Origin of the sequence: Streptomyces sp. NPDC091287, from assembly GCF_044768525.1 — a bacterium.
Lineage (GTDB): Bacteria > Actinomycetota > Actinomycetes > Streptomycetales > Streptomycetaceae > Streptomyces.
In genome coordinates, this window is the sequence record NZ_JBIVUV010000026.1 from 12,994 (window position 1) to 32,083 (window position 19,090).

Consider the following 19,090-nt stretch of genomic DNA (forward strand, 5'->3'; position numbering starts at 1 on the left):
AAGGGATGCCCGCCCCATGGAACCTCTCGTCGCTCTCGTCGGCACGACCTGCCTGGCGCTGATCATCGGAGCGTGCGGGGTCCACCGCCTCCGACGGCTGCCCACCGCCCTGCGTGGCGGACTGGCGGTCATGTTCCTGCTGACCGGTGGAGCCCACTTCATCGGCATGCGTGACGAACTCGTCGCGATGGTGCCGCCGGCCCTTCCGGCCCCCGGCCTGCTGATCACGGTGACCGGCATCGCCGAGATCGCGGCAGCCCTGGCCCTGCTGCGGGGCAGGACGGCCGCCCCGGCCGCCGGGCTCCTCACCTTCCTGCTGATCGCGATGTTCCCGGCCAACGTGTACGCGGCGGACACCGCCGAGACCTGGTGGGACGAGCTGATCCCGCGCACGCTGACGCAACTCGTCTTCCTCGCGGCGACGACCACGGTGCTGGTGGACCAGGTCCGTGCGGAGCTGTCGAGGAGGCGGCAGGGCCTCAGGCCGCCGTCCGACGCTCCGCGTTCTTCTGCCACTCCCGGCCGATCGATCGCATCAGGGCCGGATAGACCCCCAGGTACCTGAAGGGTTTGATACCCAGCATGTACAGGGAGCCGAGCCGGCCGTTGGGCTTCACCAGGACGGCCAACTGACCGCGAAAGCCACCGTTTCCGTCGGGGACCCAGCCGATGTGCAGCACCCCGTGCATGGTCCTGTTGGCGCACTCGGCGGCCCACTCGTCGTGCGTCCGGAACACCGAGGTGAAAGGCGCCGTGCTGAGGTCGGGGCCGCGCGGCCCCTCGCGCAGGTCGTCGGGCAGCCGGTCGCGCAGCGTCGTCACCCGGCCGCCGACGCCCGCGTCCGGCTTGTCCCACCCGAGGAGCGCGCCGAGCTTCCACCGCACCGCGAAGAGGAAGCGGCCCACGGGGTTGCCGCCGTCCGGACCGTCCTTGCCGTTCGCCATCTGGTCGACCAGGTGGTGCAGGTCGTCCGGGCCGCCCGGTGTCGGCAGCGCCCACACGTCCTCCAGCCGGAAGTCGCCGGCGATCTCGTGGATCCGCCAGGGGCGGGACGTATGGTCGCTCGGAGGAAGGCGCAGGTCACTCATGACGGTTTCCTGTCTATACGGTGGCGTATAGAACGAGCATAGACTCATCTGTACGGCTCCGTATATTGGGCGGGGTGTGTGAGGAGGGACACGGCATGGGCGCGATCCGTACGCCACGCGACAGGTGGATCGAGGAAGGGCTGCGCATGCTCGCCGTCGGCGGCCCCGAGGCGGTCCGGGTCGAGGTTCTCGCGCAGGCGCTCGGTGTCACCAAGGGCGGCTTCTACGGCTACTTCCGCAACCGCGCCGCCCTGCTGGAGGAGATGCTCGACACCTGGGAGCGCGAGGTCACCGAGAGCGTCATCGAGCGGATCGAGCGCGACGGAGGCGACGCCCGTGAACGGCTCGGCCACCTCTTCGACTTCGTGGGGTCGGGCGGGACTTTCGCGACCGGCGCCGGGGTCGAGCTCGCGATCCGCGAGTGGGCCCGGCGCGACGAAGGAGTCGCGCGCAGGCTCCGCCGGGCCGACAACCGCCGCATGGACTACCTGCGTGAGCTCTACGGGGCCTTCTGCCCCGACGAGGCCGACGTCGAGGCCCGCTGCCTGATCACCTTCTCGCTGCGCATCGGCGACCACCTCATCGCGGCCGACAACGGCCCGCGCGACCGCGCGGACGTACTCGCCGCGGTCAGGGACCGGTTGTTGAGCTGAGCCGGTACGCCGGAAGGAAGCCGAGTCATTCGGCGAAGCGCGGGACCACCAGGCCGGACTCGTAGGCGATGACCACCGCATGGGTCCGGTTCTGCGCACCGAGCTTGGTCAGCACGTTCCCGACGTGGGTCTTGACCGTCTCCAGGCTCACCGTGAGGGACTCCGCGATCTCCGGATTGGTGAGCCCGGTGGCCATCAGGCGCAGCACCTCCTCCTCCCGGCCGGTCAGGGCGGCCTGCGGCAGGGCCTCCGCGGAGCCCAGCGGGCGGGCGGCGACCATACGGCCCAGTGCGGCCGGAAAGAGAACCGCTTCGCCTGCCGCCACCACCCGGACCGCCTCGGCGATCCGGCGGACCGGGAGCCGTTTGAGGACGAAGCCGCTGGCACCCGCGCTGAGGGCGGCGGTGACGTAACCGTCGTTCTCGAAGGTGGTGATCACCACGACCTTCGGCGGGTCGGCCGCCTCGGCCAGCAGTTGCCGGGTGGCGTCGATCCCGTTGCGACGCGGCATCCGCACGTCCATCAGGACCACGTCCGGCCGCAGGCTCAGCGCACGGTCGACCGCCTCGACGCCGTCGGCGGCCTCGCCGAGCACCGAGATCCCCGGCTGTGCGGCGAGCAGCATGCTCAGACCACTGCGGGTCACCTCGTCGTCGTCCGCGACCACGACGGTGACGGTGGGGCCGGCGGGGGCAGCGGGGCCGGCTTCCGCAGGGAGGGCTCTGTCCTGGTCCGCGTGGGATTCCCTCACGCGGACGCCCGTACCGGCAGCCGGACAGCCAGCCGCCAGTGCCCCGTCCCGTCCGGACCGGACCCGAACTCCCCGTGCAGCAGCCGGACGCGCTCGGCCAGTCCGGGCAGGCCGTGGCCGGACGTCGAGAAGGATCTGCCGTGCGGCGGCCTCTCCTGGGGCCACGGCGGCAGCTTCCCGGGGTACGAGACCCGCGGCGGCGTCACCGCCGACGGCCGCGCCGCCCACATCACGGTCACCGAACAGCTCACCGGCGAGACGGCCCGCAGAACCCTCGAACGCGCGGTGGACACCGCCTTGTGCCGCTGAACCGGGCCGAGGCCGTTCCGAGAACGCAGAAGGCCCCGCAGCGAGCTGCGGGGCCTTCGACGTATTGCCCGGTGAGAGCGATGGCGGAGGATACGAGATGCGAACTCGTGAGGGGTTGCCCCCAACACGCTTTCCACATGTTCGTATGGGGGTTCGGCGGGGGTCATGTGCGTCCTGACCTGTGGCGGAGCGGTCCACGGATGGGCTGTTGGACGGCCCCGTACGTAGGCGAACGAGACCAGAACTGAGACCACGGATGGGCCGTCGGACACCTGCTGCGATCAGCTGTACCACTCAGGCCCGGCTGTGGACCATGCACCACCGGGCCTTGGCCCGCCAGGAGGAGACAGTTCGCGCGTGCGTCGCCTGCCCCCTCGTGCCCAGCGCGCGCCCGCGCCTTCGCGGGCCTTGATGGCAATACAGAACTGAGACCGGAGGCCGGTCATACCTTCTTGACGACGATCGACTCCGGAACCAACCTCTCCAGGGCGTCCACATCCGAGGTGAAGACGGTGACCTGCCCCTTCTGCTGGCGCGCGATGACGGCGAGTATCGCGTCGATCGCGTACTTGTGGCCGTGCAGATTGGCATCCGCCATCAGGCGGCGGGCCTGGCGGGCCTCGTCCTTCCCGATGTCAGCGACTTCGAGCCGGGAGAGTACCCAGTCCCAGCGCTGCTCGGTGGTTCTGCCGTCGTACGCCTCGACCAGCGTCATCGGAGACGTGACCACCTCGGCCTCACCCCGGGCTGCGAGGTCGAGCCACGCGATCATCTTCCGGTCGCCGCGTACGGCCAGGGACAGGGCTTCGCAGTCGAGTACGAAGACGCGTAGCGGCCGCTGCCCGGGTTCGCCGGACCGCTTCCTCACGCGGCTTCTCCGGCGCCGCGCGTTCCGGCGGCGCGCCGGCGCTCATGCTCGGCGTCGAGGCCCTCCAACTCCTCGAACGCTGTGGTGCGCTCTTCCTCGGTCAGAGGACCGTGTTCCTCCTGCAGCCAGTCCGACAGCTCCCGCAGCCGGTCCCGGTCGCGCTTGAAACGCAGCGCCTCGGCGACGTACGCCGACATCCCCCGTTCTGCCGCCTCCGCACGGATCTCGTCCAGGAGATCCTCGGGAATCGTCACCGTTACCTTCTTCGTCGCCATACAAGCGACCATACTCTTGGTATCACACTCCTTACCAGTGCACTTCTCGTGACCGCCAGGTCGGCGGTCAGGCGGTCGTGGCGGGGCGTGGGCTGCCGTAGAAGACCTGGCTGGTGTGCCAGGAACGGTGGGCGGCGGCGATGGGGCGGACGCCCGGCTGGGGGCCGATGAGCGGACGGTCGGCGAGCGTGATGACGTGCTCGCGGGCGGCGGTGCTGTGGCCGACGAAGCTCTGCGAGACCAGGATGCGGTGGCCCTTGCCTTGGCCTTCGCCGAGACCGAGTACGCCTTTGTCGAACAGCTTGTGGTGCAGCGAGCACAGGCACAGCCCGTTCTCGACGTCGTCCGGTCCGTCGAACGCCCACCAGCGCACATGGGCGGCCTCAAGCCCGACCGGCACCGCGCCGATCCTGCCGTCGTACCCGCAGAAGGCGCACTGGTACTCGTACGCCGTCAGGACCATCTCCCGCATCCGCCGGTCCCGTTGCCTGCGCGCGGACGAGAGCAGTGCGGTCTCGGCCTCCTCCAGCTCCAGGCCGACGGCTTCGCACAGCTCGCCGTGGAGGGAGGGCGGGAAGTTCAGATCGAGCAGCACCCGTGTCATCCGGCCGAGAAGAGACGGCTCCCGCCGCAGCGCCGCCCTCAGCTCCGGCGTCAGCCGCCCAGCGGCGCCGGTCGCGCGCAGTTCCCTGACCCCGGTCCCGGGGCTGCCCGGCCCGCGCTCGGTGCGCACCTCCCACACGCCGTCACTCACCAAGTGATGGAAGGGATAGGCGGGCGTCGTCCGGTTACCAGGACCGTATTCGGCGAGCAGTCCCCGCAGGTCCTCCTCCACGGCGCTGTACCGCAGCTCGTCATCGGCGTCCTGCTGGAACCGACTGAGCGCGTACAGGAACAGCAACGGCTTGTGCGGAGCCCGCGTCCCGCTCCTCGTCCACTGCCTCAACTGTGCTGTGCGCTCGACCCAGTCCATGGTCGGCGATCGTAGTGGCGGCTCGTCGCAGCGCTTGGTCGTGGGGCATCGCCGCAGTGGCCGGCCGAACACCGAGCCACGACGCGGATCCCGACTACCCGGGCATGACGCCGTGGATGCGGGAGAGGGTGAAGACCCGTTCGTCGTCGCGCAGGTGGCACCACGCATACAAGTAGGGCGGGTCGAGCACGAGCTCGCTGAGGGTACGTACGGTCCGGTTGCCCGAGGCGGCGACGTACTCGACCGTGATGGCTGTGCCGGCGTCGATGGCATGGGTGAGACCCAGAATGGCGGATCGCGGGGGACGCTTGCGTCCTGAGTCGGCAGAGACCCGCTTCTGGGTGAAGGCGATGTCCTGTGACTCGACCAGGCGACGGCAAGCCGGCGGAATGAAATGTCTCTTATGTCGGAAATGAATGAGACTAGAACTGAGACCACCAACGTCGAAGGCCCCCGCAGCGAGCTGCGGGGGCCTTCGACGTATTGCCCGGTGAGAGCAATGGCGGAGGATACGAGATTCGAACTCGTGAGGGGTTGCCCCCAACACGCTTTCCAAATGTTCGTCTGGGGGTCCGGGGAAGATCAGGAGTGTTCTGACCTGCGGTGGAGCCAGTGATCGGCGGGACTCTGAACGGTCCCGGACGAAGGCGAACGAGACCAGGACTGAGACCACGGAACTGAGTCTTCTTGCCAGCTCATTGGACCGATTCTCCAACCGACCACGGGGCTGCGGTGACCACATCGGCGGTCCCCTGCTCGCACAGATTTTCTCACTGACAGTAAGACATTTTGCGGATCTCCCCAGGGGATAGGGACATGCGATGGGGCAGCGCCCCACGATGCTCTGGAGGGGAGCTGCATGTCGAAAGCTGAGCTTGGGGCGCTCATCTTCACTGCTTGGACGATGTCGTTATGGGCCCTGGCCATGACGGCTACGTCACAGCGCCGAGGTAACAAGACGCTCTTGGAACGGATCTGCTGGGTACGCGGGCGGGCACATGCAAGACGACGCCGCGCTCACCTGGTGCGTCAGGTCCGCGACAGCTCCTTGGCGACTCGCCCAGACCGTCCGACGCTGGACTACTTGCAGCGCGAAGATGTCCTGTACCAGGTGTCAAGGAGGGCACTCGCCCTCAAGATGATCGTCCCCATCGCAACATCGGTCTCAGCGGGTGGTGCCCTCGCAACAGCCATTGAACGCACAACCTGGCATGTCTGGCGAGACGTCCTCGTCATGGGAGCCCTGGTGGCACCTATGTTGATCACTGCCGTGATTGCATCGCTTGTCACGAACCAAGGCATGCAACGGTGGACGACCGAGGCCGTGACGGTCACAGTGCGGAGGGCCTACGAGGCACTTCTCAAGCCTCTTGAATTGGAAGGGCGGGAGCCACCCAGGGCATCGCCCTTCAACGCCCCACACGTTGCGGCAGTCCGAGCGTTGGAAGACTTCGCCATCGCGTTGGAGAGGTATGCCGTGCAGCGCGCGCTTCCTGACGGCCGCAACCCCATGCCCCAGGTTGTCGCCCGGCTTGCCACAGCTGCTGCCCTCGTGCGTGAGCTTCGGGACGGGGTTGAGCTTGATCGGATCGACGGTGCGAAGCATGCTCTGCTCGAAGTGGAGCGAATCCTGAAAGTGCTCGCCAGTGGTCGGCTGCAAGACCTCGCATCTGGGGACGTATCCGCCGATGGTCTGTTGCAAAGTCGCCGCGAGCGCAGAGCTTGGCGGCAGCAGATGCTGCGGGGATCTGCGTTCACCTTGTGTCTCGCCGGCATCGTCTTTGCCCTGGCTTCGTCAGCCGTGGGCGTTGCCCTGGCCACGGCCGCTGCGGCGGGCCTGGTGGTCACCTGGGAAAAGATCCTTCGTCTCTCCACCAACTCGGACGCGAATAGGTGAGCAAGTCCCTGACCGCTGATGGCCGACTCGCAATATGGGGGTCCGGCGGGGGCCGTCGGGGGCAGCCCTGACCTGTGCGGAGCGGCCTGTTAGCCGAGCTCTAAACGGCCAGGACGTGGGTGAATGTAACCGAAACTGCACCAGAAGGCCTGACCTCCCGGGATGAGCGAAGGTCGGTTGCTAAGCAGATCCAGCCTGGCTTGCGGCCGCTGAGGACGAGCGGGCGGTCGAGGGTGGAGGGGTCGCCCGGGCGGTGACGGCCGGGCCAGCACCGCCGTCGGCGCGAGTCTTGTCCACGATCTGCTGGACCGCGCCGAGCACTGCGGTGCCGGCCTTCCCGCCGACGGGAAAGGGCAGGCCAGCGGCGGGGCCAGGTTCCAGCTGTAGAGGGCGGCTTCCTACAGGATGATTGCTGCGGCGTCGGTCGCGGAGTAGGTACTGGCGCTGGGGTCACGCGGACGAGGTCAAGTCCCTGGTCTCCATCCCAGATTGGCAAGGCACTCAAGCCGCCTATGAATAGTGCTAGTTCGTGGTCCGCGAGAGGACGGCGGCCCTTATGATCGATCCGCAGGGGTCCAAGGCAGAGGAGACGCCACCGTTGAGTCCGTTGCAGCTCGCTATCACCGCGATCCTCACTGTCGCTGGCGTTGCCCTGCAGATCTGGTCATCCGCGCCGAGTCGGGCCGAGCGGCAGTACGCCCTCCAACTTCCTTCCGTTCTACTGTATTCGCTTGCCGCCGCGCTCTTCCTCTTCTCAGTTTTCCCGGATTCGCTGACAGAAGGCAAGGCGTTGGGGTTCGGCCTCAGCGGTGCGGCGGGATTCGCCGCTTTCCTCATGCTGATCTCCTTCGCCTGGCTCGCAAAAACCCGTCGACGGGACGAATTGACAGCCCAGCTGAAGAAGGTCAAGCTCGAAAACACCGCCCTGCGACGGGAGTTGTCGGGTAGACGCCTCTCGGAAGAAGAGCCGCGCCCACTCGCACAGTCCACCCGGTACGACGTTCCTCTTCGCGGCAGCAGGCGGCACCGAATCGGAGTGGTTACCGGAAATCTCGCGAATGTGCTCGGCATCGATGTGTGGGTCAACCCGGAAAACACTCGCATGGAGATGTCCCGTGTCGACGAGCCGACCGTCTCCGCTGCAATCCGTTACCATGGAGGCCGTCGGGACGAAGCTGGATATTTGATCGGCGATGCCATTGCCAAAGAACTCGCCGAGCGTATGGAAGGTCGGCAGCACGTATCGGCGGGCCAGGTGGTGGTTACCGGGCCGGGTGAGCTACTGGAGAGCCATCAGGTTCGGAAGATCGTGCATGTTGCCGCGGTCGAGGGGGAACCAGGGTCTGGCTACCGCCAGGTGATGGATCTGGCGCGATGCGCTCGCAACATCCTGCTAGAGGTTGACCGGATCGCCGAGGCCGGGGAGCCGCTGCGTTCAGTTGTCGTGCCTCTGCTGGGAACCGGCGGGGGCAATAGTGATTTGCGACGCACCGCGGATACTTTGCTGGCGGCCATTGTGGGGTACTTCGAAGCCCATCCGGCATCTCGTATCCGGGTCGTTTATCTACTGGCCTACACGGATGTGCAGGAGGCCGTCTGCCGGATCGCTCTTGGCACACGTCCCGAGCTCTCGACGGGGACCTGAAATCCCGGCGCGAATGCATAGGTCGGAGGACAGGCCGGGGCTGCCGCGAAGTCCGATGGATTGTCGAAATGCCGGTGGCCGTCCGCCCCGTTTCGGTGAGCAGGCCCCGTCGACGACTTCGCAGGTTGCGTGTGCAGGCACAACCTGTGTAGTGGGAGGAGGACTTCACGGTGCGGTACCCGTGGAGTGGTATGCGTAGCTGCCGGGGCCAGCCCGGTGCTGCCCAGGACTTCCCAGATAAACACGAGACCCGACCGGAATCCTGGCGAGTCACCAGCAATGGACCTTGCCAACTCTCAGATCCCTGAAGAGTCAAGCTAAGCGTGCCGACGACAGGCGCAGTTCCCGGCGGCTGGCCGTGCAGAGGAGCGGCACGACCAGCCGACGGCGCGAAATCAACGGCCCGGCCGAAGAGTTGGATCAAGCCCAGATCGCCTGCCACTGCGAGGAAAGTTGCTCGGCACGTCGCGCTGACTCGAAGTTCTCCTCGCCGACCAGCGAGATCCTCAAGCCGCTATAGGTGCGCTCCCAGTCCTCCTTGAGCTCTACAACCGACCCGACCGGCGATCCGTCCTGAACCTTGCCCTGCCAAGGCACCACGAACTTGGCCAGGTCCAGGCCTGCGGTCAGGTAGGCAAATACAGTGATTCTGTTTCCGCTTTCGCGCTCCATGGCAATAGCAAATTCTGCGCGGCCTCTCGTATAGAACTCGTGCCAGGTCGGGCTCTCCAGTGACGCGAAGCTCGCAGCCTTGTTGATAAGGATGGTTCCGTAGGTCGTCCTTGTGAAAGCGTCGTCGTAGAGCCCGACTGCTCGTGCTGCGAACGATTCGGCAGTTGCCCAATTGCCGCGCACCTTCGCGTAGATTGCTCGTTGCTCCCAAAATCGGCCGTTCCAGTCGCCGAAGAGGGGCCGCATGAGGTCATAGAATTCTATGTCGAGGTCGACATTTGGAAAGTTCTTCTGTAGCTGCTTGGCGGTCATCAGGTAGCCAACCAACTGCACTGGACGGTTGCGCTGCTGGAGGCTGTGCCTAGTAGCCAGTGGGGCGAGATTCTCGACCATCTCTCGCACTCGCGCGATGGCTCGGTCTGGGCCGATCTCGTTGACGATTGCCTTGATCGCATACTCGCGCTGCCGTGCGACCAGTTGAGGTGCAACCTCTTCGACGACAGCACTGAGATGTTTGTCCTGAAGAATCTCCCGAGACATGCGATCGGATGGCTGGCCGACGGCGATTGCAGCCTCCACGATGCCCACCTGACGGGCGCCTTGCGCAGCGATCGACAACAGTAGGAGGAGGTCTCGCTTCCAGGGCGTGTCTAGTGCATGGACTTCGCCCTCAAGGCGCTTTCGGAAGCCGATAGCATGCTCGACCTCCATCAGGGCAGAGAAGACGTCGCGGCCCTTGAAGTGTCTGATCCGGCTGTTCGAATTCTCCAGTTCTAGCGAGCCAAGCCGAGCAAACTCGTCTAGCTTTTTAGCCAGTGCACTGGCTGCCTTGTGGTCGAGGCGAGCTGGGATCCGGGTGATTTTCTTCTGGTAGCCGCCCCCAAGTCTTCCCTCCAGGCGGAGATCGTTCTGTGGAGACTCCGTGACTACGACATAGAGGCTGGCATCGCTCGTAGCAGCCTCGCGCAGCAGCTGATCTATGTCGTTTGAAAAGTCCGCGCCGGAATCGATGACAATGACCGCCGGGCGCTTTCCGCTTCGCGCCCGCAGTACAGCTGGGACGCTGAACCGCGAGGACTTGTCGAATGAGAAAACGTCGACGTGCATGCCGGCGAATGCTCTCGACGCCATCAGGAGACCGCTGGAGACACCCGACATGCGTCGACCGTAGATGACGTGGAGTGTTGGTTCGTTCGCGCCTTTGTCAAGCCACTGCTTCAGCTGGTCTACGACGTCGGTCATCCAGGGGAATAGTGCAGGACGACGATCGATGATGTCTTTCCAGACTGGTGCGTCGCCGCCGAAGAAGTCATGAGAATGAGGAACTGGTGCGACCCGATTGGTTTGGAGCTTCACGAATTGTGGGATCGAGAGGATCTCTGTCTCCTCGAGGCTCCGCACGCTCTCCTCGTCCAGTCCCATGGACTCCTGCCAGGCATGGAGGAACTCTTCGCCAGTCATTCGGAGGACCTTGTAGCCCAGTTGCTCGAGCTCCCAGCGGTTTCCGTCCCCGATGAACGGATCCACCACGAAGGAGGGCGCCAGAGCTGCAGGCCGGTTGGCCAGGAGCAGGGCTTCCACGTCGGGGTCGCCCAGAATGCTGGCACCAAAGACAACAAATGGATCGACACCTATGGCACCGGCCAGCACCTGATTCCATACCGGCTTCACACTTGCCATGGCCTGGTACTCGGAGAATGAGAAGACCAGCTTTCTGGACTCGCTTCCAAGGATGTGCCCGTGTAGGTGGACTACCTCGAGGTCGCCAGTCTGGATGTAGGGATCGTCCCAGCTGATAGTCCGCAGGCTTCGTTTCCCAGTATCGGTACCACCATGATATGAGTTCTCGAAGGCATCATCGACGTTCAACGTCCAAACTCGCGACCAGGGAAGTCCCGCCAGCGTCTCGAACCACTCCTGGTGTTTAGCGCCTCCGAAGATCTCGGAGAGGGTGGCCCATACGTGGTCTGCCGAACTCACCATTAGCGAACGCTGGTAGGCCCGCGGGAGAGGGTCACCTGCACTGATCGGGGCTTTCGGATAACGGTCTTTGAGGATCGTTACGAGGTCCTTCGCCAGCGGAATCGGGCCATAGCTACTGACTGCACCTACGCTGGCGCCGGCACCCAGCAGCATCTGGTACTGACCACCACGCGCTGCGTTCCGTGCAGCAAAGAGCTTCTTCTTCTCCAAACCGAGCGCGTCACTATCGTGCATGGCCATGACTGGCTACTCCCGCAATGTTAGTGGGCCGGTTTTGCCCCAACTGAGCTGTGGGACGCCATGCTACGGAGGAAGCGGGTCGTCGGTGAGGGATTCGGTCAGCGTCTGAACACTGTGCATCATGAGCTGCTGGTCATGGGCCTGGCTCGATCCGGCAGCGATGATCGCTGCTGGTTGAGGGGCTTGGCTCATCCCGTTTTTCCAGGTGGGCCGAGGGCAAGATCTTCGCGTGTCGCTGCGGCCGCGCCGGATTCGACGGGTCCAGGGTGGCGTGTCCGCTCCGCCCCAGGTGTCGTCGAGGTCGTGATCGTTTGTCAGGCCACGGTCGGCAGCCGTCAGCGTTGACGGGCGTGCTTCGGGAGGCGGGCGTATAGGTGGTAAACGCGGAAGCGCATCGTGTCCGGCTCGGCGTCCGCGATCACCTCGCGCTGTGGAACAAGGGCGCCTCGTTGCTGTCGCTCGGCACGGTGAACAGGCTGGGGCAAAGGGACCGGCAGCACCGGGAGCGGTGGAGGAAGACGTACGAAGAGGAGGGCTTCCCTGCGGGGTTAGTGGCTGGGGCGCGTCCACTTACGGAGAGGTCGCTGCAGGCCAGGTGCCGCTCGTTGATGGGCCGGCAGAAGGCGCAGCTCGGCGAAGGGCCAGGGCGTCTTCGCGGCGGTGGTGAAGGCGGCGGGACCTTCTGAGAGGTGAGTGAGGACACCGAGGAAGAGGGTGTGGGAGACGGCCAAGATGGAGTCGTGGCGCCCGGCGGTGTGGTGGAGGAAGGCGGCGCAGTGGCGGGTGCGGGTGTGGAGGTCGGTGAGGCTTTCGCCGTCTTCGCAGCGTAGGGAGGGGTTGGCGAGGCGCCGAGCTCGCCAGGCGCGGTAGGCCGGCGGGTAGGTCTCGGCCGTGCGGCCGAGGACGATGCTCGGGGCACGCCATTCGGCAAGGAGGCCGGAGGTGCCCACGATCGGCAGGCCCGTGAGGTGCGAGACGAGGGTGGCGGTCTGACGGGCGCGGGGGATCGGGCTGGTGACGATCGCGGTGATGCCCTCGGGGAGGGGCAGGGAGCGGCGTACCTGCTCGCGGCCCTCCTGCGTGAGGGCGGCTTCGTGCGGGGCGTGGTAGCCGGGGCGGTGGCCTTCGTAGGCGCCGTGGCGCATGAGCCAGATGTCAGCCAAGGATCCAGCCTCCGTCGACGCGCAGGGTCTGGCCGGTGATGAAGCCGGCGTCCTCGGCGGCGAGGAAGGCGACGGCCGCGGCGATGTCCTCTGGGCGGCCCCGGCGCTGGACGCACTGGCGGGCGAGTTGCCGGGCGCTCATGGCTTCCGGATCGTCGACGACGGTGTCCTCAGCGGGGACGCGGATGGAACCGGGGGCGACACAGTTCACGGTGATGCCGACTGGGCCGAGTTCGCGTGCGAGGGCACGGGTGAGTCCTTCGAGGCCGGCCTTGGCACTGATGTAGCCGGCGAGGTCGTGACGGCCCGCCGTGGCGAGGACCGAGCCGATGGTGATGATCCGGCCCCAGCCGGCGGCCGTCATGGCAGGGGTCAGCTCGTGGGCGAGAAGGTAGTGGCTGGTCAGGTTAGAGGCCAGAGCCTCGTTCCAGTAAACCGGCGTTGTTTCCGTCCACGGGCGGCGGGGGTAGGCGCCGGCGTTGCTGACCAGGATGTCGATCGGGCCGAGCTGGTCGTGGGCCTGGTGACAGAGGGTGCGCACGGCCTCGGCGTCTCGGAGGTCGGCTGCCAGTGAGATTGCGGCGCCGCTGCTGCCGGTGATGTGGGCGGCGAGCTCGGCTACGGCCTGGTCCTCGTCGAGGTGTGCAAGGGCGACGGAGGCGCCCTCGGCGGCGAGACGGCGGGCGATGGCCGAGCCCAGGCCGCCGGTCGCTCCGCTGACCAGGGCGGTGCGACCGTTCAGGGGGCCGGGCATGGCGACTCCAGCGGGCAGAAGTAGGTGGTCGGGTCGAAGGTGGGGCTCATGGCCTCGGCGAGCCGGGCGAGGAGGATGAGCCGGTCCTCGGAGGCCAGGTCGGCCAGGTTGTAGACGCCGAGGATGCGCATGGCGAGGTAGGGGCGGAGCAGGTTCGCCAGGTCCTCGCCGGGCCAGAGACGGTCCGCGACTGGTCTTACGAGCTTGTTCCAGTACGCGGTCACGGCGGCTCGCCGGGGTGCAGAGAGGCGCGGCGTGTAGTCGATGTGGATGGTGCTGGTGGTGTGGTCGATCGCCGCTCGTCGGATCTCGGGGGTGTTGGCCGGGACGTGGGTGAAGGCGGCGGGGTGGTCGGCGAAGGCGGTCGGGTTGTAGGTGGGTACGAGCCAGCCGCCGAGAGCAGAGGCGTACCAGAGGAAGTTGGCGAACTCGCCGGGGATGCTGTTCATTCCCGCGGTGTCGTAGTCGAACCAGGCGAGCGGATGGGCGAGGTTGACGTCGGTGGGGTCGCCCTGGGTGAGGGCCGCCCAGACCGGCTCTGCCGAGGCGAAGTGCGCGCGCAGCCAGCGAAGGGTGGCGGCCCAATCCAGGTGTTGTCGGCGGCCGTTGATCTTCAGGGCGTAGGTGTTGAGGCGGGATACCGGGATGTCGACGAGGCCGTCGGCGATCAGGAAGTCCTTGCCGGCGTAGTACGTGTCGAGTCGGCCGCCGGGGGCCGCGCGGTCCCAGTACAGCTTGCGGACGACGTGCGCCGGATCGGCCGGCCATGCCGTTGTGAAGATGACCTCCTGGTACGCGGCCGTGAGCTGGTCCATGTAGGTGTGGAGGTGGCTGGTCGGCCCGTCTGTGTTGAGAAGGTCGAGCAGAAGTCCCTGGTCGGTGCCGCTGGGCAGGCGTTCGTACGCGAGGAGGCGTCCGCCCGGGACGCGCAGGTGGGCGTGGAGGGCGGGGACGCGGTAGTGCCGGGCCAGGCGGGCGCGGCCGCGGATCTCCTCGCGAGCCTCGGCCGGGTTGCGGGTGTACTTCAGGAGCAGCGAGTGGCCGAAGAGGTCGACCGGGCAGAGCAGGTTGCGGGTGAAGCGCCGCACCGGTCCGACCCGAAGGAGGGTCTGGGAGGTCATCGCCCCACCTCGTTGAGTAGTTCGAGGCCGACCGGGGCCAGCGTGGCGGGCGGGAAGGCGTCCATGTGCACGTCCGTGTCCGGGGCGATGGCGTCGCGGACGGGGCAGAGGTCGCCCTGGTGCATGCGGTCGGACAGGTTGGCGGCGAGGGCGTGGTGGTGCGGCAGGCCGGTGCGCCACTTGCTGTGGCTGTGGCGCGCGTACAGGCCGATGACCGGCGGGCCACCGCGATCCTGGCCGCCGCGCGCCATCGCGGCGAGGTGGGTGAGGCCGGTGTCGTTGCCGACGATCAGGTGGCAGTGCGGGAAGAGGTCGACGAGGCCGTCGGCTGGCATCCCGTCGATGTGGAGGGCTTGCACGTGGCGCCGGGGAGCCTCCGCCGTGACGCGGAGGCCGTGGCCTGGGTTGCCGCCGATGAGCAGCAGCCGGGCCTGGGCCTGCTCTGCCTCGGCGATGTGCTCGGCAAGGGCGATGTAGCGCTGGGCGGTGTAGTCCTTGCGCTCCGGCCAACTGGTGGCGGTGATGGCGGCGATGGTCAGACCGCCCAGCCAGCCCACCGAGCGCAGTTCCTCCACGAGCTTGTTCGGCCCGGTCGCGAGGGTGGGAGCGAAAGGAGCCGTGCGGGGCAGGCGGATGCCGAGGCGGCGCTCCAGAGCCAGGTAATGGCGGGCGGGCAGGTCCGCGTGGGCGCGGCCGTCGCTCGACCAGCACGGCGGGGCGGCTGGGTCGAGCACCAGGCTCACCGCCGCCTCCGAGCCGTGTGCCTCAACACCCGTGCGGTCGCCGATCACGGCCCGCCAGCCGTTGGGCGTGGTGGCCTGGGGCTGCGTGATCAGCCCAGTGCGGGCGATCAGCCCCGCGTACGGCCCCACCGCCCGGACGGCCAGGCGTACCGACCGCAGCCGCAGCCAGTCGAGGACCGCGCGGACCCCCGACAGTGCGAGGAGTGTGTCACCGAGCTTCCCCTCGAAGGCCACGACGATCTCGCCGCACCCGCTCAGGCGGTGGACGAGCTCGGCGGAGGCGGCCAGCGGGAGCGGTGCGCCGATGGGGACGCTGTCCCGGTCGTACCCGAGCGGGGTGGTGTGGACGGCCCCCGCGGGGATGACCAGGGAGCCGTGGTGAAACTGGATCCTTGCCGGAGCGACCGCTGTCATGCCGTGCCCTCGATCGTGGTGAGCGAGACGAGCGGCAGGCCGAGGTCGGTGAGCAGGTCGCGGCCTCCGCGAGTCGTGTCCTCCACCAGGCAGGCCGCCGCCAGCGGGACGGCGCCGGCCTCGCGGAGGCGGCGGGTGAGGTCGGCCAGGGTCCGGCCAGTGGTGATCTCGTCGTCCACGATCACGATGCGCTGTTCGGGAGTGATGCCGTACGCGAAGACGTCGGTGCGCATCGCGTGGGGCTCGCTGAAGCGGACCGCCCCGTCGAGCGGGAGGTGCAGCTTCCAAGCGATCTTGTACGGGAGCTGGGCGGCACCAGCGAGGGAGACGGTCGGCAGGATGCCGCCGGCGTCCAGGCCGAGGAGGAAGTCCACGGAGCCGAGCCCGTCCGGCACCTGCTCCTGAAGCAGACGCCACAGGTCGGCTCCGGTGGTGGCGAGGGTATCGGGGTGGACCGGGTGCTCCAGGCCGTCCAGGGAATGGATGACGCGCTCGCGGCGGCTCGTAGCTCCGACGCTGAGCCGTTCGACGATCCGGGCGGTGAAGGACGGCACGGCGATGGTTTCGGGCATGGCGAAGCTCCTGGCGGACGGAGGACGAGGAAGGAGAGAAAGCCTGTTCAGGCGGCGAGCTGGACGGCGTACCAGGTGAGGAGCTGGTCGACGGCCATGGTGACGGGCTTGAGGACGAGCTCGGCCTCGCCGTCGCGCCAAGCGCTGGAGATCTCGGCCAGAGAGGGCACCGAGAGAGCCGTCAGGCCCGGCATGTGGGAGGCCGCCGCGAGGATCCGATCGGGGCCGGACTCCCACTGGTTGTGCTCGCGCAGGAGCAGGCGGCAGGCGAGCACAAGGTGCTTGTAGAGCGGCCGCAGTGCGGTCGGCCCCGCGTCGGCGCGCAGACGGCGCATGGTCAGGATGACCTGGGGGAGTTCCCGGACAGCGGCGAACGCCAGCTCGCCTCGGCTGATCGTCGGCAGTTCGAGGCTGGGTGCGGCATGCAGAACAGGGCTGCCCTGCTGGAGCTGGTGGAGGACGAACGCCAGGCGCGGGGTGAGGCGCCGGGCGGTCAGTTCGCCGGGGGTGACGAGGGTGGGGCCGAGGGAGGCCGCACCGCCGAGGGCGGTCCGGTACTGCTCCAGGGCCTCGTGTACCCGGCCGATGGCCTCGTGCTCGGCGATCACGAGGAGGTCCAGGTCGGACCAGCCGGCGATCCAGCTGCCCCCGCCGGGACTGCCGGTCAGTGCGGCGAGCCGTACGCCGGGGCCGTAGGCCCGTACCGCGTCGGTGAAGTCGGCCGTCGACGAGGCTACGGCGGCAGGCAGTCCCAGCCCGTACGGAGTGGCCGCGCGCAGCGCCGTGGATGCGGGCGGGGCCGCGATGCGCCGGAGCCGGGCGCGGAGGGCGGCGATGCTGCCGGTGTTGTCGATGACGTGGTCGGCGAGCGCGGCTACCTGGTGGGCGCCACGGCTCATCTTGATCTCGTCCTTCGCGGCGACGGCCTGTGCCGGAGTGCCGGACCGCTCGACGCGAAGGGCGAACGAGGCGTCCAGGTAGACGATCTGGAGCGCGTCGCCCATGAGTCGCTTGAGCTCGGCGATCGAGGCGTCGTCGTGGACGGACTCGATGGTGAACAGCTCCGTGTCGACGTGCGCGTCCGCGAAACGGTTCAGCTCACCGAGCAGCAGCTCGGCCTGCCGACGGGCCGACAGGGCGTACGGGTCTGCGAGGCCCTCCCGGTGGGCCGCCTGCCGCAACAGGAAGCCGATCTTGAAGCGTTGCGCACCGCAGGTGCGCTGGACGAACTCGGCGCTGGTGCTCTTGCCGCACTCGCTCAGTCCACCGAAGGCGAGGACCCGGCGCAGCCGCCGACTCGGCTTGATCTCTGCGGGAGCGGCGTCGTCCCGGCCGTACAGCTTGAAGCGAGCCGGTACGGGGAGCCGGCGGCGGCCTGCGACGACGTCGGAGACCAGCGCGTCGAGGGCGGCGCACAGTTCCTCCTGTTGGCCGTGGAGGGCGGGGACACGTCGGCGGGCCAACTCGTCGCGGGCAGCCGCCCGTTCGCTGTGCCAGATCCTCAGTGTCAGCACCGAGAGGCGGTCGACGACGGAGGCGAGCGTCTCGGTGTGCAGCGGTGCGTCGGCGCGGCCTGCGTCGGCCAGTGAGCCCAGGACCTCGTCAGCCCGTTCGGCGAGCAGGTTGCGTTCGGCGTTGAGCTGGTCGATCTCGCGCTTGCAGTCGGCGACCTGGGCGGCGGAGAGTAAGGCGCCGCGCACCCGGTCCTCGGTGTCCCACAGGCGCCCGTTGACGGTGTGGAGCCGGGTGATGGTGTCGTCCAGGCGGTTCCGGTCCTTGTCCGGGAGCGCTGCCACGGTGCGGGACAGACTGGGCGGTAGCACCAGGGGCGGGGAGTGCTGCGTCATCGGGGACTCCCGTCGGTGAGTCGGCTGAGGCCGAGGCGATCGAGCACGTCGCTGTGCACGGCCTCCAAGGGGCGGTCCTCGCAGTCGACGACCGCGGTGAACTCGCCATGGTCGACCTGGTGGAGCAGAACCGCATGCAGCGTCTTCTGGTACTCCGGGTAGATCCCGGTCCAGGGGCGGCCCTCGCGGGCGCTGGTGATGGCGTAGCTGCGTTCGGCGTCGGATGACGGGAGCAGGAGGATGGACGTCTCGGGTGTGGCAGCCCGCGAACCGGCGATTCCCGTCACGGTCCTGAACGCCTCGCCGACGGTCAGCCCGTCCTTGACCACGCAGGTCGCAGCGGCCACGGCGAGCAGCATGGGCAGGCCCCGGTCCAGCAGACCCGTACGCCCGGTCTCGCGTGCGGCGGCCCGCTTGGCATGACCGGCGAGCAGCATCTCGGTCAGCTCGACGGTCGTGGATGTCTCGAACCACCACCGGGCGTAGTCGCCGGCGGCCACCCGTGCCCAGGGTTCGGGATCGTGCTCGTGGACCGCGCCCAGCGGCTGGAAGCGGTCCCAGCGTTCGGCCAGCCGCACCAAGTGGGTCGTCTTACCGACGTTGTCAGGGCCGTTGAGGCTGACGAAATCCGGGGCTTGCGTCATTGCTCACGCCTCGCGGATCGGGGTGTCGAGGACGGAGGTGATCGCGCACGTGTTGGCGGCGATGAACTCGGCGAGCTCCGGGGGCATCAGGTTCAGTTCGCGGACCGCCTCGCCGGTGAACGGGACGCGTACCACCTCGTACTCGCCCCGCTCCGGCTTCGCGAACTCCGTTCCCGTACGCGCGGCCAGGTCCATCGACTCCAGGCGCGCGGCGAAGATGTGCTGGACGCCGACGCCGCCCTCCAACTGGTCGGTGATCAGGTGGACCAGTTCGGCGCGCGCCAGTTTGCCGCCGAGCTCCTCGAACACTTCGCGGTGCAGAGCCGACTCGATGGTCGCGTCTTCCGCCTCGACCCCTCCGCCGACAGTCACCCAGTACGGCTCCCTGCCCGGCTTGGTGCGCTTGATCAGGACCAGTTCGTCGCCGTCGAGGAGGATGGCGCGTGCGTTGCGCTTGACGATGTCGGTCATGCCGGTG

Annotated in this window: 19 protein-coding genes; 5 read left to right on the forward strand and 14 right to left on the reverse strand. The window is 67.7% G+C overall.

Annotated elements, in window-relative coordinates:
* The first annotated feature begins 16 nt into the window (after positions 1-16).
* Entirely contained in the window at positions 17-565 is a 549-nt protein-coding gene (locus tag ACIQRW_RS34215; protein WP_403768130.1) for a DoxX family membrane protein, read from the forward strand.
* On the opposite strand, the gene ACIQRW_RS34220 is transcribed toward ACIQRW_RS34215, so the two are convergent.
* A complete protein-coding gene (locus ACIQRW_RS34220; protein WP_403768133.1) occupies positions 480-1,088 on the reverse strand; it encodes a DUF2867 domain-containing protein in 609 nt (202 codons plus the stop codon). The genes ACIQRW_RS34215 and ACIQRW_RS34220 overlap by 86 nt on opposite strands.
* 95 nt (positions 1,089-1,183) lie before the next feature.
* On the opposite strand from ACIQRW_RS34220, the gene ACIQRW_RS34225 reads away from it, so the two are divergent.
* Complete coding sequence (locus ACIQRW_RS34225; protein ID WP_403768136.1) at positions 1,184-1,741, forward strand: TetR/AcrR family transcriptional regulator; 558 nt, start codon at positions 1,184-1,186, stop codon at positions 1,739-1,741.
* A gap of 25 nt (positions 1,742-1,766) precedes the next feature.
* Here ACIQRW_RS34225 and ACIQRW_RS34230 read toward each other — a convergent pair whose 3' ends face one another.
* Positions 1,767-2,492, reverse strand: coding sequence for a response regulator (locus ACIQRW_RS34230; protein WP_403768139.1), 726 nt, complete (start codon positions 2,490-2,492; stop codon positions 1,767-1,769).
* On the opposite strand from ACIQRW_RS34230, the gene ACIQRW_RS34235 reads away from it, so the two are divergent.
* Complete coding sequence (locus ACIQRW_RS34235; protein WP_403768142.1) at positions 2,478-2,801, forward strand: hypothetical protein; 324 nt, start codon at positions 2,478-2,480, stop codon at positions 2,799-2,801. The two genes, ACIQRW_RS34230 and ACIQRW_RS34235, sit on opposite strands and share 15 nt — an antisense overlap.
* Before the next feature lie 442 nt (positions 2,802-3,243).
* On the opposite strand, the gene ACIQRW_RS34240 is transcribed toward ACIQRW_RS34235, so the two are convergent.
* From ACIQRW_RS34240 to ACIQRW_RS34250, 3 genes are all read right to left on the reverse strand, one after another.
* Positions 3,244-3,669 (reverse strand): type II toxin-antitoxin system VapC family toxin, encoded by a 426-nt coding sequence (locus ACIQRW_RS34240; protein WP_403768145.1) that lies wholly within the window; start codon positions 3,667-3,669, stop codon positions 3,244-3,246.
* On the reverse strand, positions 3,666-3,944 hold the full coding sequence (locus tag ACIQRW_RS34245; protein WP_403768148.1) for a CopG family transcriptional regulator: 279 nt from the start codon (positions 3,942-3,944) through the stop codon (positions 3,666-3,668). Before ACIQRW_RS34245 ends, ACIQRW_RS34240 begins: the two co-directional genes overlap by 4 nt.
* A gap of 67 nt (positions 3,945-4,011) precedes the next feature.
* The gene (locus tag ACIQRW_RS34250; protein WP_403768151.1) at positions 4,012-4,917 is read right to left on the reverse strand and encodes a phosphorothioated DNA-binding restriction endonuclease; all 906 of its coding nucleotides are present in this window, start codon (positions 4,915-4,917) and stop codon (positions 4,012-4,014) included.
* A 1,084-nt stretch (positions 4,918-6,001) separates the two neighbouring features.
* Between ACIQRW_RS34250 and ACIQRW_RS34255 the strand changes: the two genes are divergently transcribed.
* Together ACIQRW_RS34255 and ACIQRW_RS34260 are read left to right on the forward strand one after the other, a co-directional pair.
* Positions 6,002-6,814, forward strand: a complete 813-nt coding sequence (locus ACIQRW_RS34255) for a hypothetical protein (RefSeq protein WP_403768154.1) — start codon at positions 6,002-6,004, stop codon at positions 6,812-6,814.
* Positions 6,815-7,370: 556 nt separating this feature from the next.
* On the forward strand, positions 7,371-8,459 hold the full coding sequence (locus ACIQRW_RS34260; protein ID WP_403768157.1) for a macro domain-containing protein: 1,089 nt from the start codon (positions 7,371-7,373) through the stop codon (positions 8,457-8,459).
* 420 nt (positions 8,460-8,879) lie between these two features.
* Here the strand turns inward: ACIQRW_RS34260 and ACIQRW_RS34265 are convergent, their stop codons facing one another.
* The 9 genes from ACIQRW_RS34265 to ACIQRW_RS34305 form a co-directional block, all read right to left on the reverse strand.
* Entirely contained in the window at positions 8,880-11,354 is a 2,475-nt protein-coding gene (locus ACIQRW_RS34265; RefSeq protein WP_403768160.1) for an SIR2 family protein, read from the reverse strand.
* A 548-nt stretch (positions 11,355-11,902) separates the two neighbouring features.
* Entirely contained in the window at positions 11,903-12,517 is a 615-nt protein-coding gene (locus tag ACIQRW_RS34270; protein ID WP_403768163.1) for a histidine phosphatase family protein, read from the reverse strand.
* Positions 12,510-13,271 (reverse strand): SDR family NAD(P)-dependent oxidoreductase, encoded by a 762-nt coding sequence (locus ACIQRW_RS34275; RefSeq protein WP_403768166.1) that lies wholly within the window; start codon positions 13,269-13,271, stop codon positions 12,510-12,512. The genes ACIQRW_RS34270 and ACIQRW_RS34275 overlap by 8 nt, the downstream gene beginning before the upstream one ends.
* Positions 13,256-14,392, reverse strand: a complete 1,137-nt coding sequence (locus ACIQRW_RS34280; RefSeq protein ID WP_403768169.1) for a hypothetical protein — start codon at positions 14,390-14,392, stop codon at positions 13,256-13,258. The genes ACIQRW_RS34275 and ACIQRW_RS34280 overlap by 16 nt, the downstream gene beginning before the upstream one ends.
* On the reverse strand, positions 14,389-15,549 hold the full coding sequence (locus ACIQRW_RS34285) for a glycosyltransferase family 9 protein (RefSeq protein WP_403768171.1): 1,161 nt from the start codon (positions 15,547-15,549) through the stop codon (positions 14,389-14,391). Before ACIQRW_RS34285 ends, ACIQRW_RS34280 begins: the two co-directional genes overlap by 4 nt.
* On the reverse strand, positions 15,546-16,121 hold the full coding sequence (locus ACIQRW_RS34290) for a phosphoribosyltransferase domain-containing protein (RefSeq protein ID WP_403768174.1): 576 nt from the start codon (positions 16,119-16,121) through the stop codon (positions 15,546-15,548). Before ACIQRW_RS34290 ends, ACIQRW_RS34285 begins: the two co-directional genes overlap by 4 nt.
* A gap of 47 nt (positions 16,122-16,168) precedes the next feature.
* The gene (locus ACIQRW_RS34295; RefSeq protein WP_403768176.1) at positions 16,169-17,968 is read right to left on the reverse strand and encodes a DUF4254 domain-containing protein; all 1,800 of its coding nucleotides are present in this window, start codon (positions 17,966-17,968) and stop codon (positions 16,169-16,171) included.
* Complete coding sequence (locus ACIQRW_RS34300; RefSeq protein WP_403768179.1) at positions 17,965-18,612, reverse strand: hypothetical protein; 648 nt, start codon at positions 18,610-18,612, stop codon at positions 17,965-17,967. The genes ACIQRW_RS34295 and ACIQRW_RS34300 overlap by 4 nt, the downstream gene beginning before the upstream one ends.
* A 3-nt stretch (positions 18,613-18,615) precedes the next feature.
* Entirely contained in the window at positions 18,616-19,083 is a 468-nt protein-coding gene (locus ACIQRW_RS34305) for an NUDIX domain-containing protein (protein WP_403768181.1), read from the reverse strand.
* Positions 19,084-19,090 lie beyond the last annotated feature (7 nt).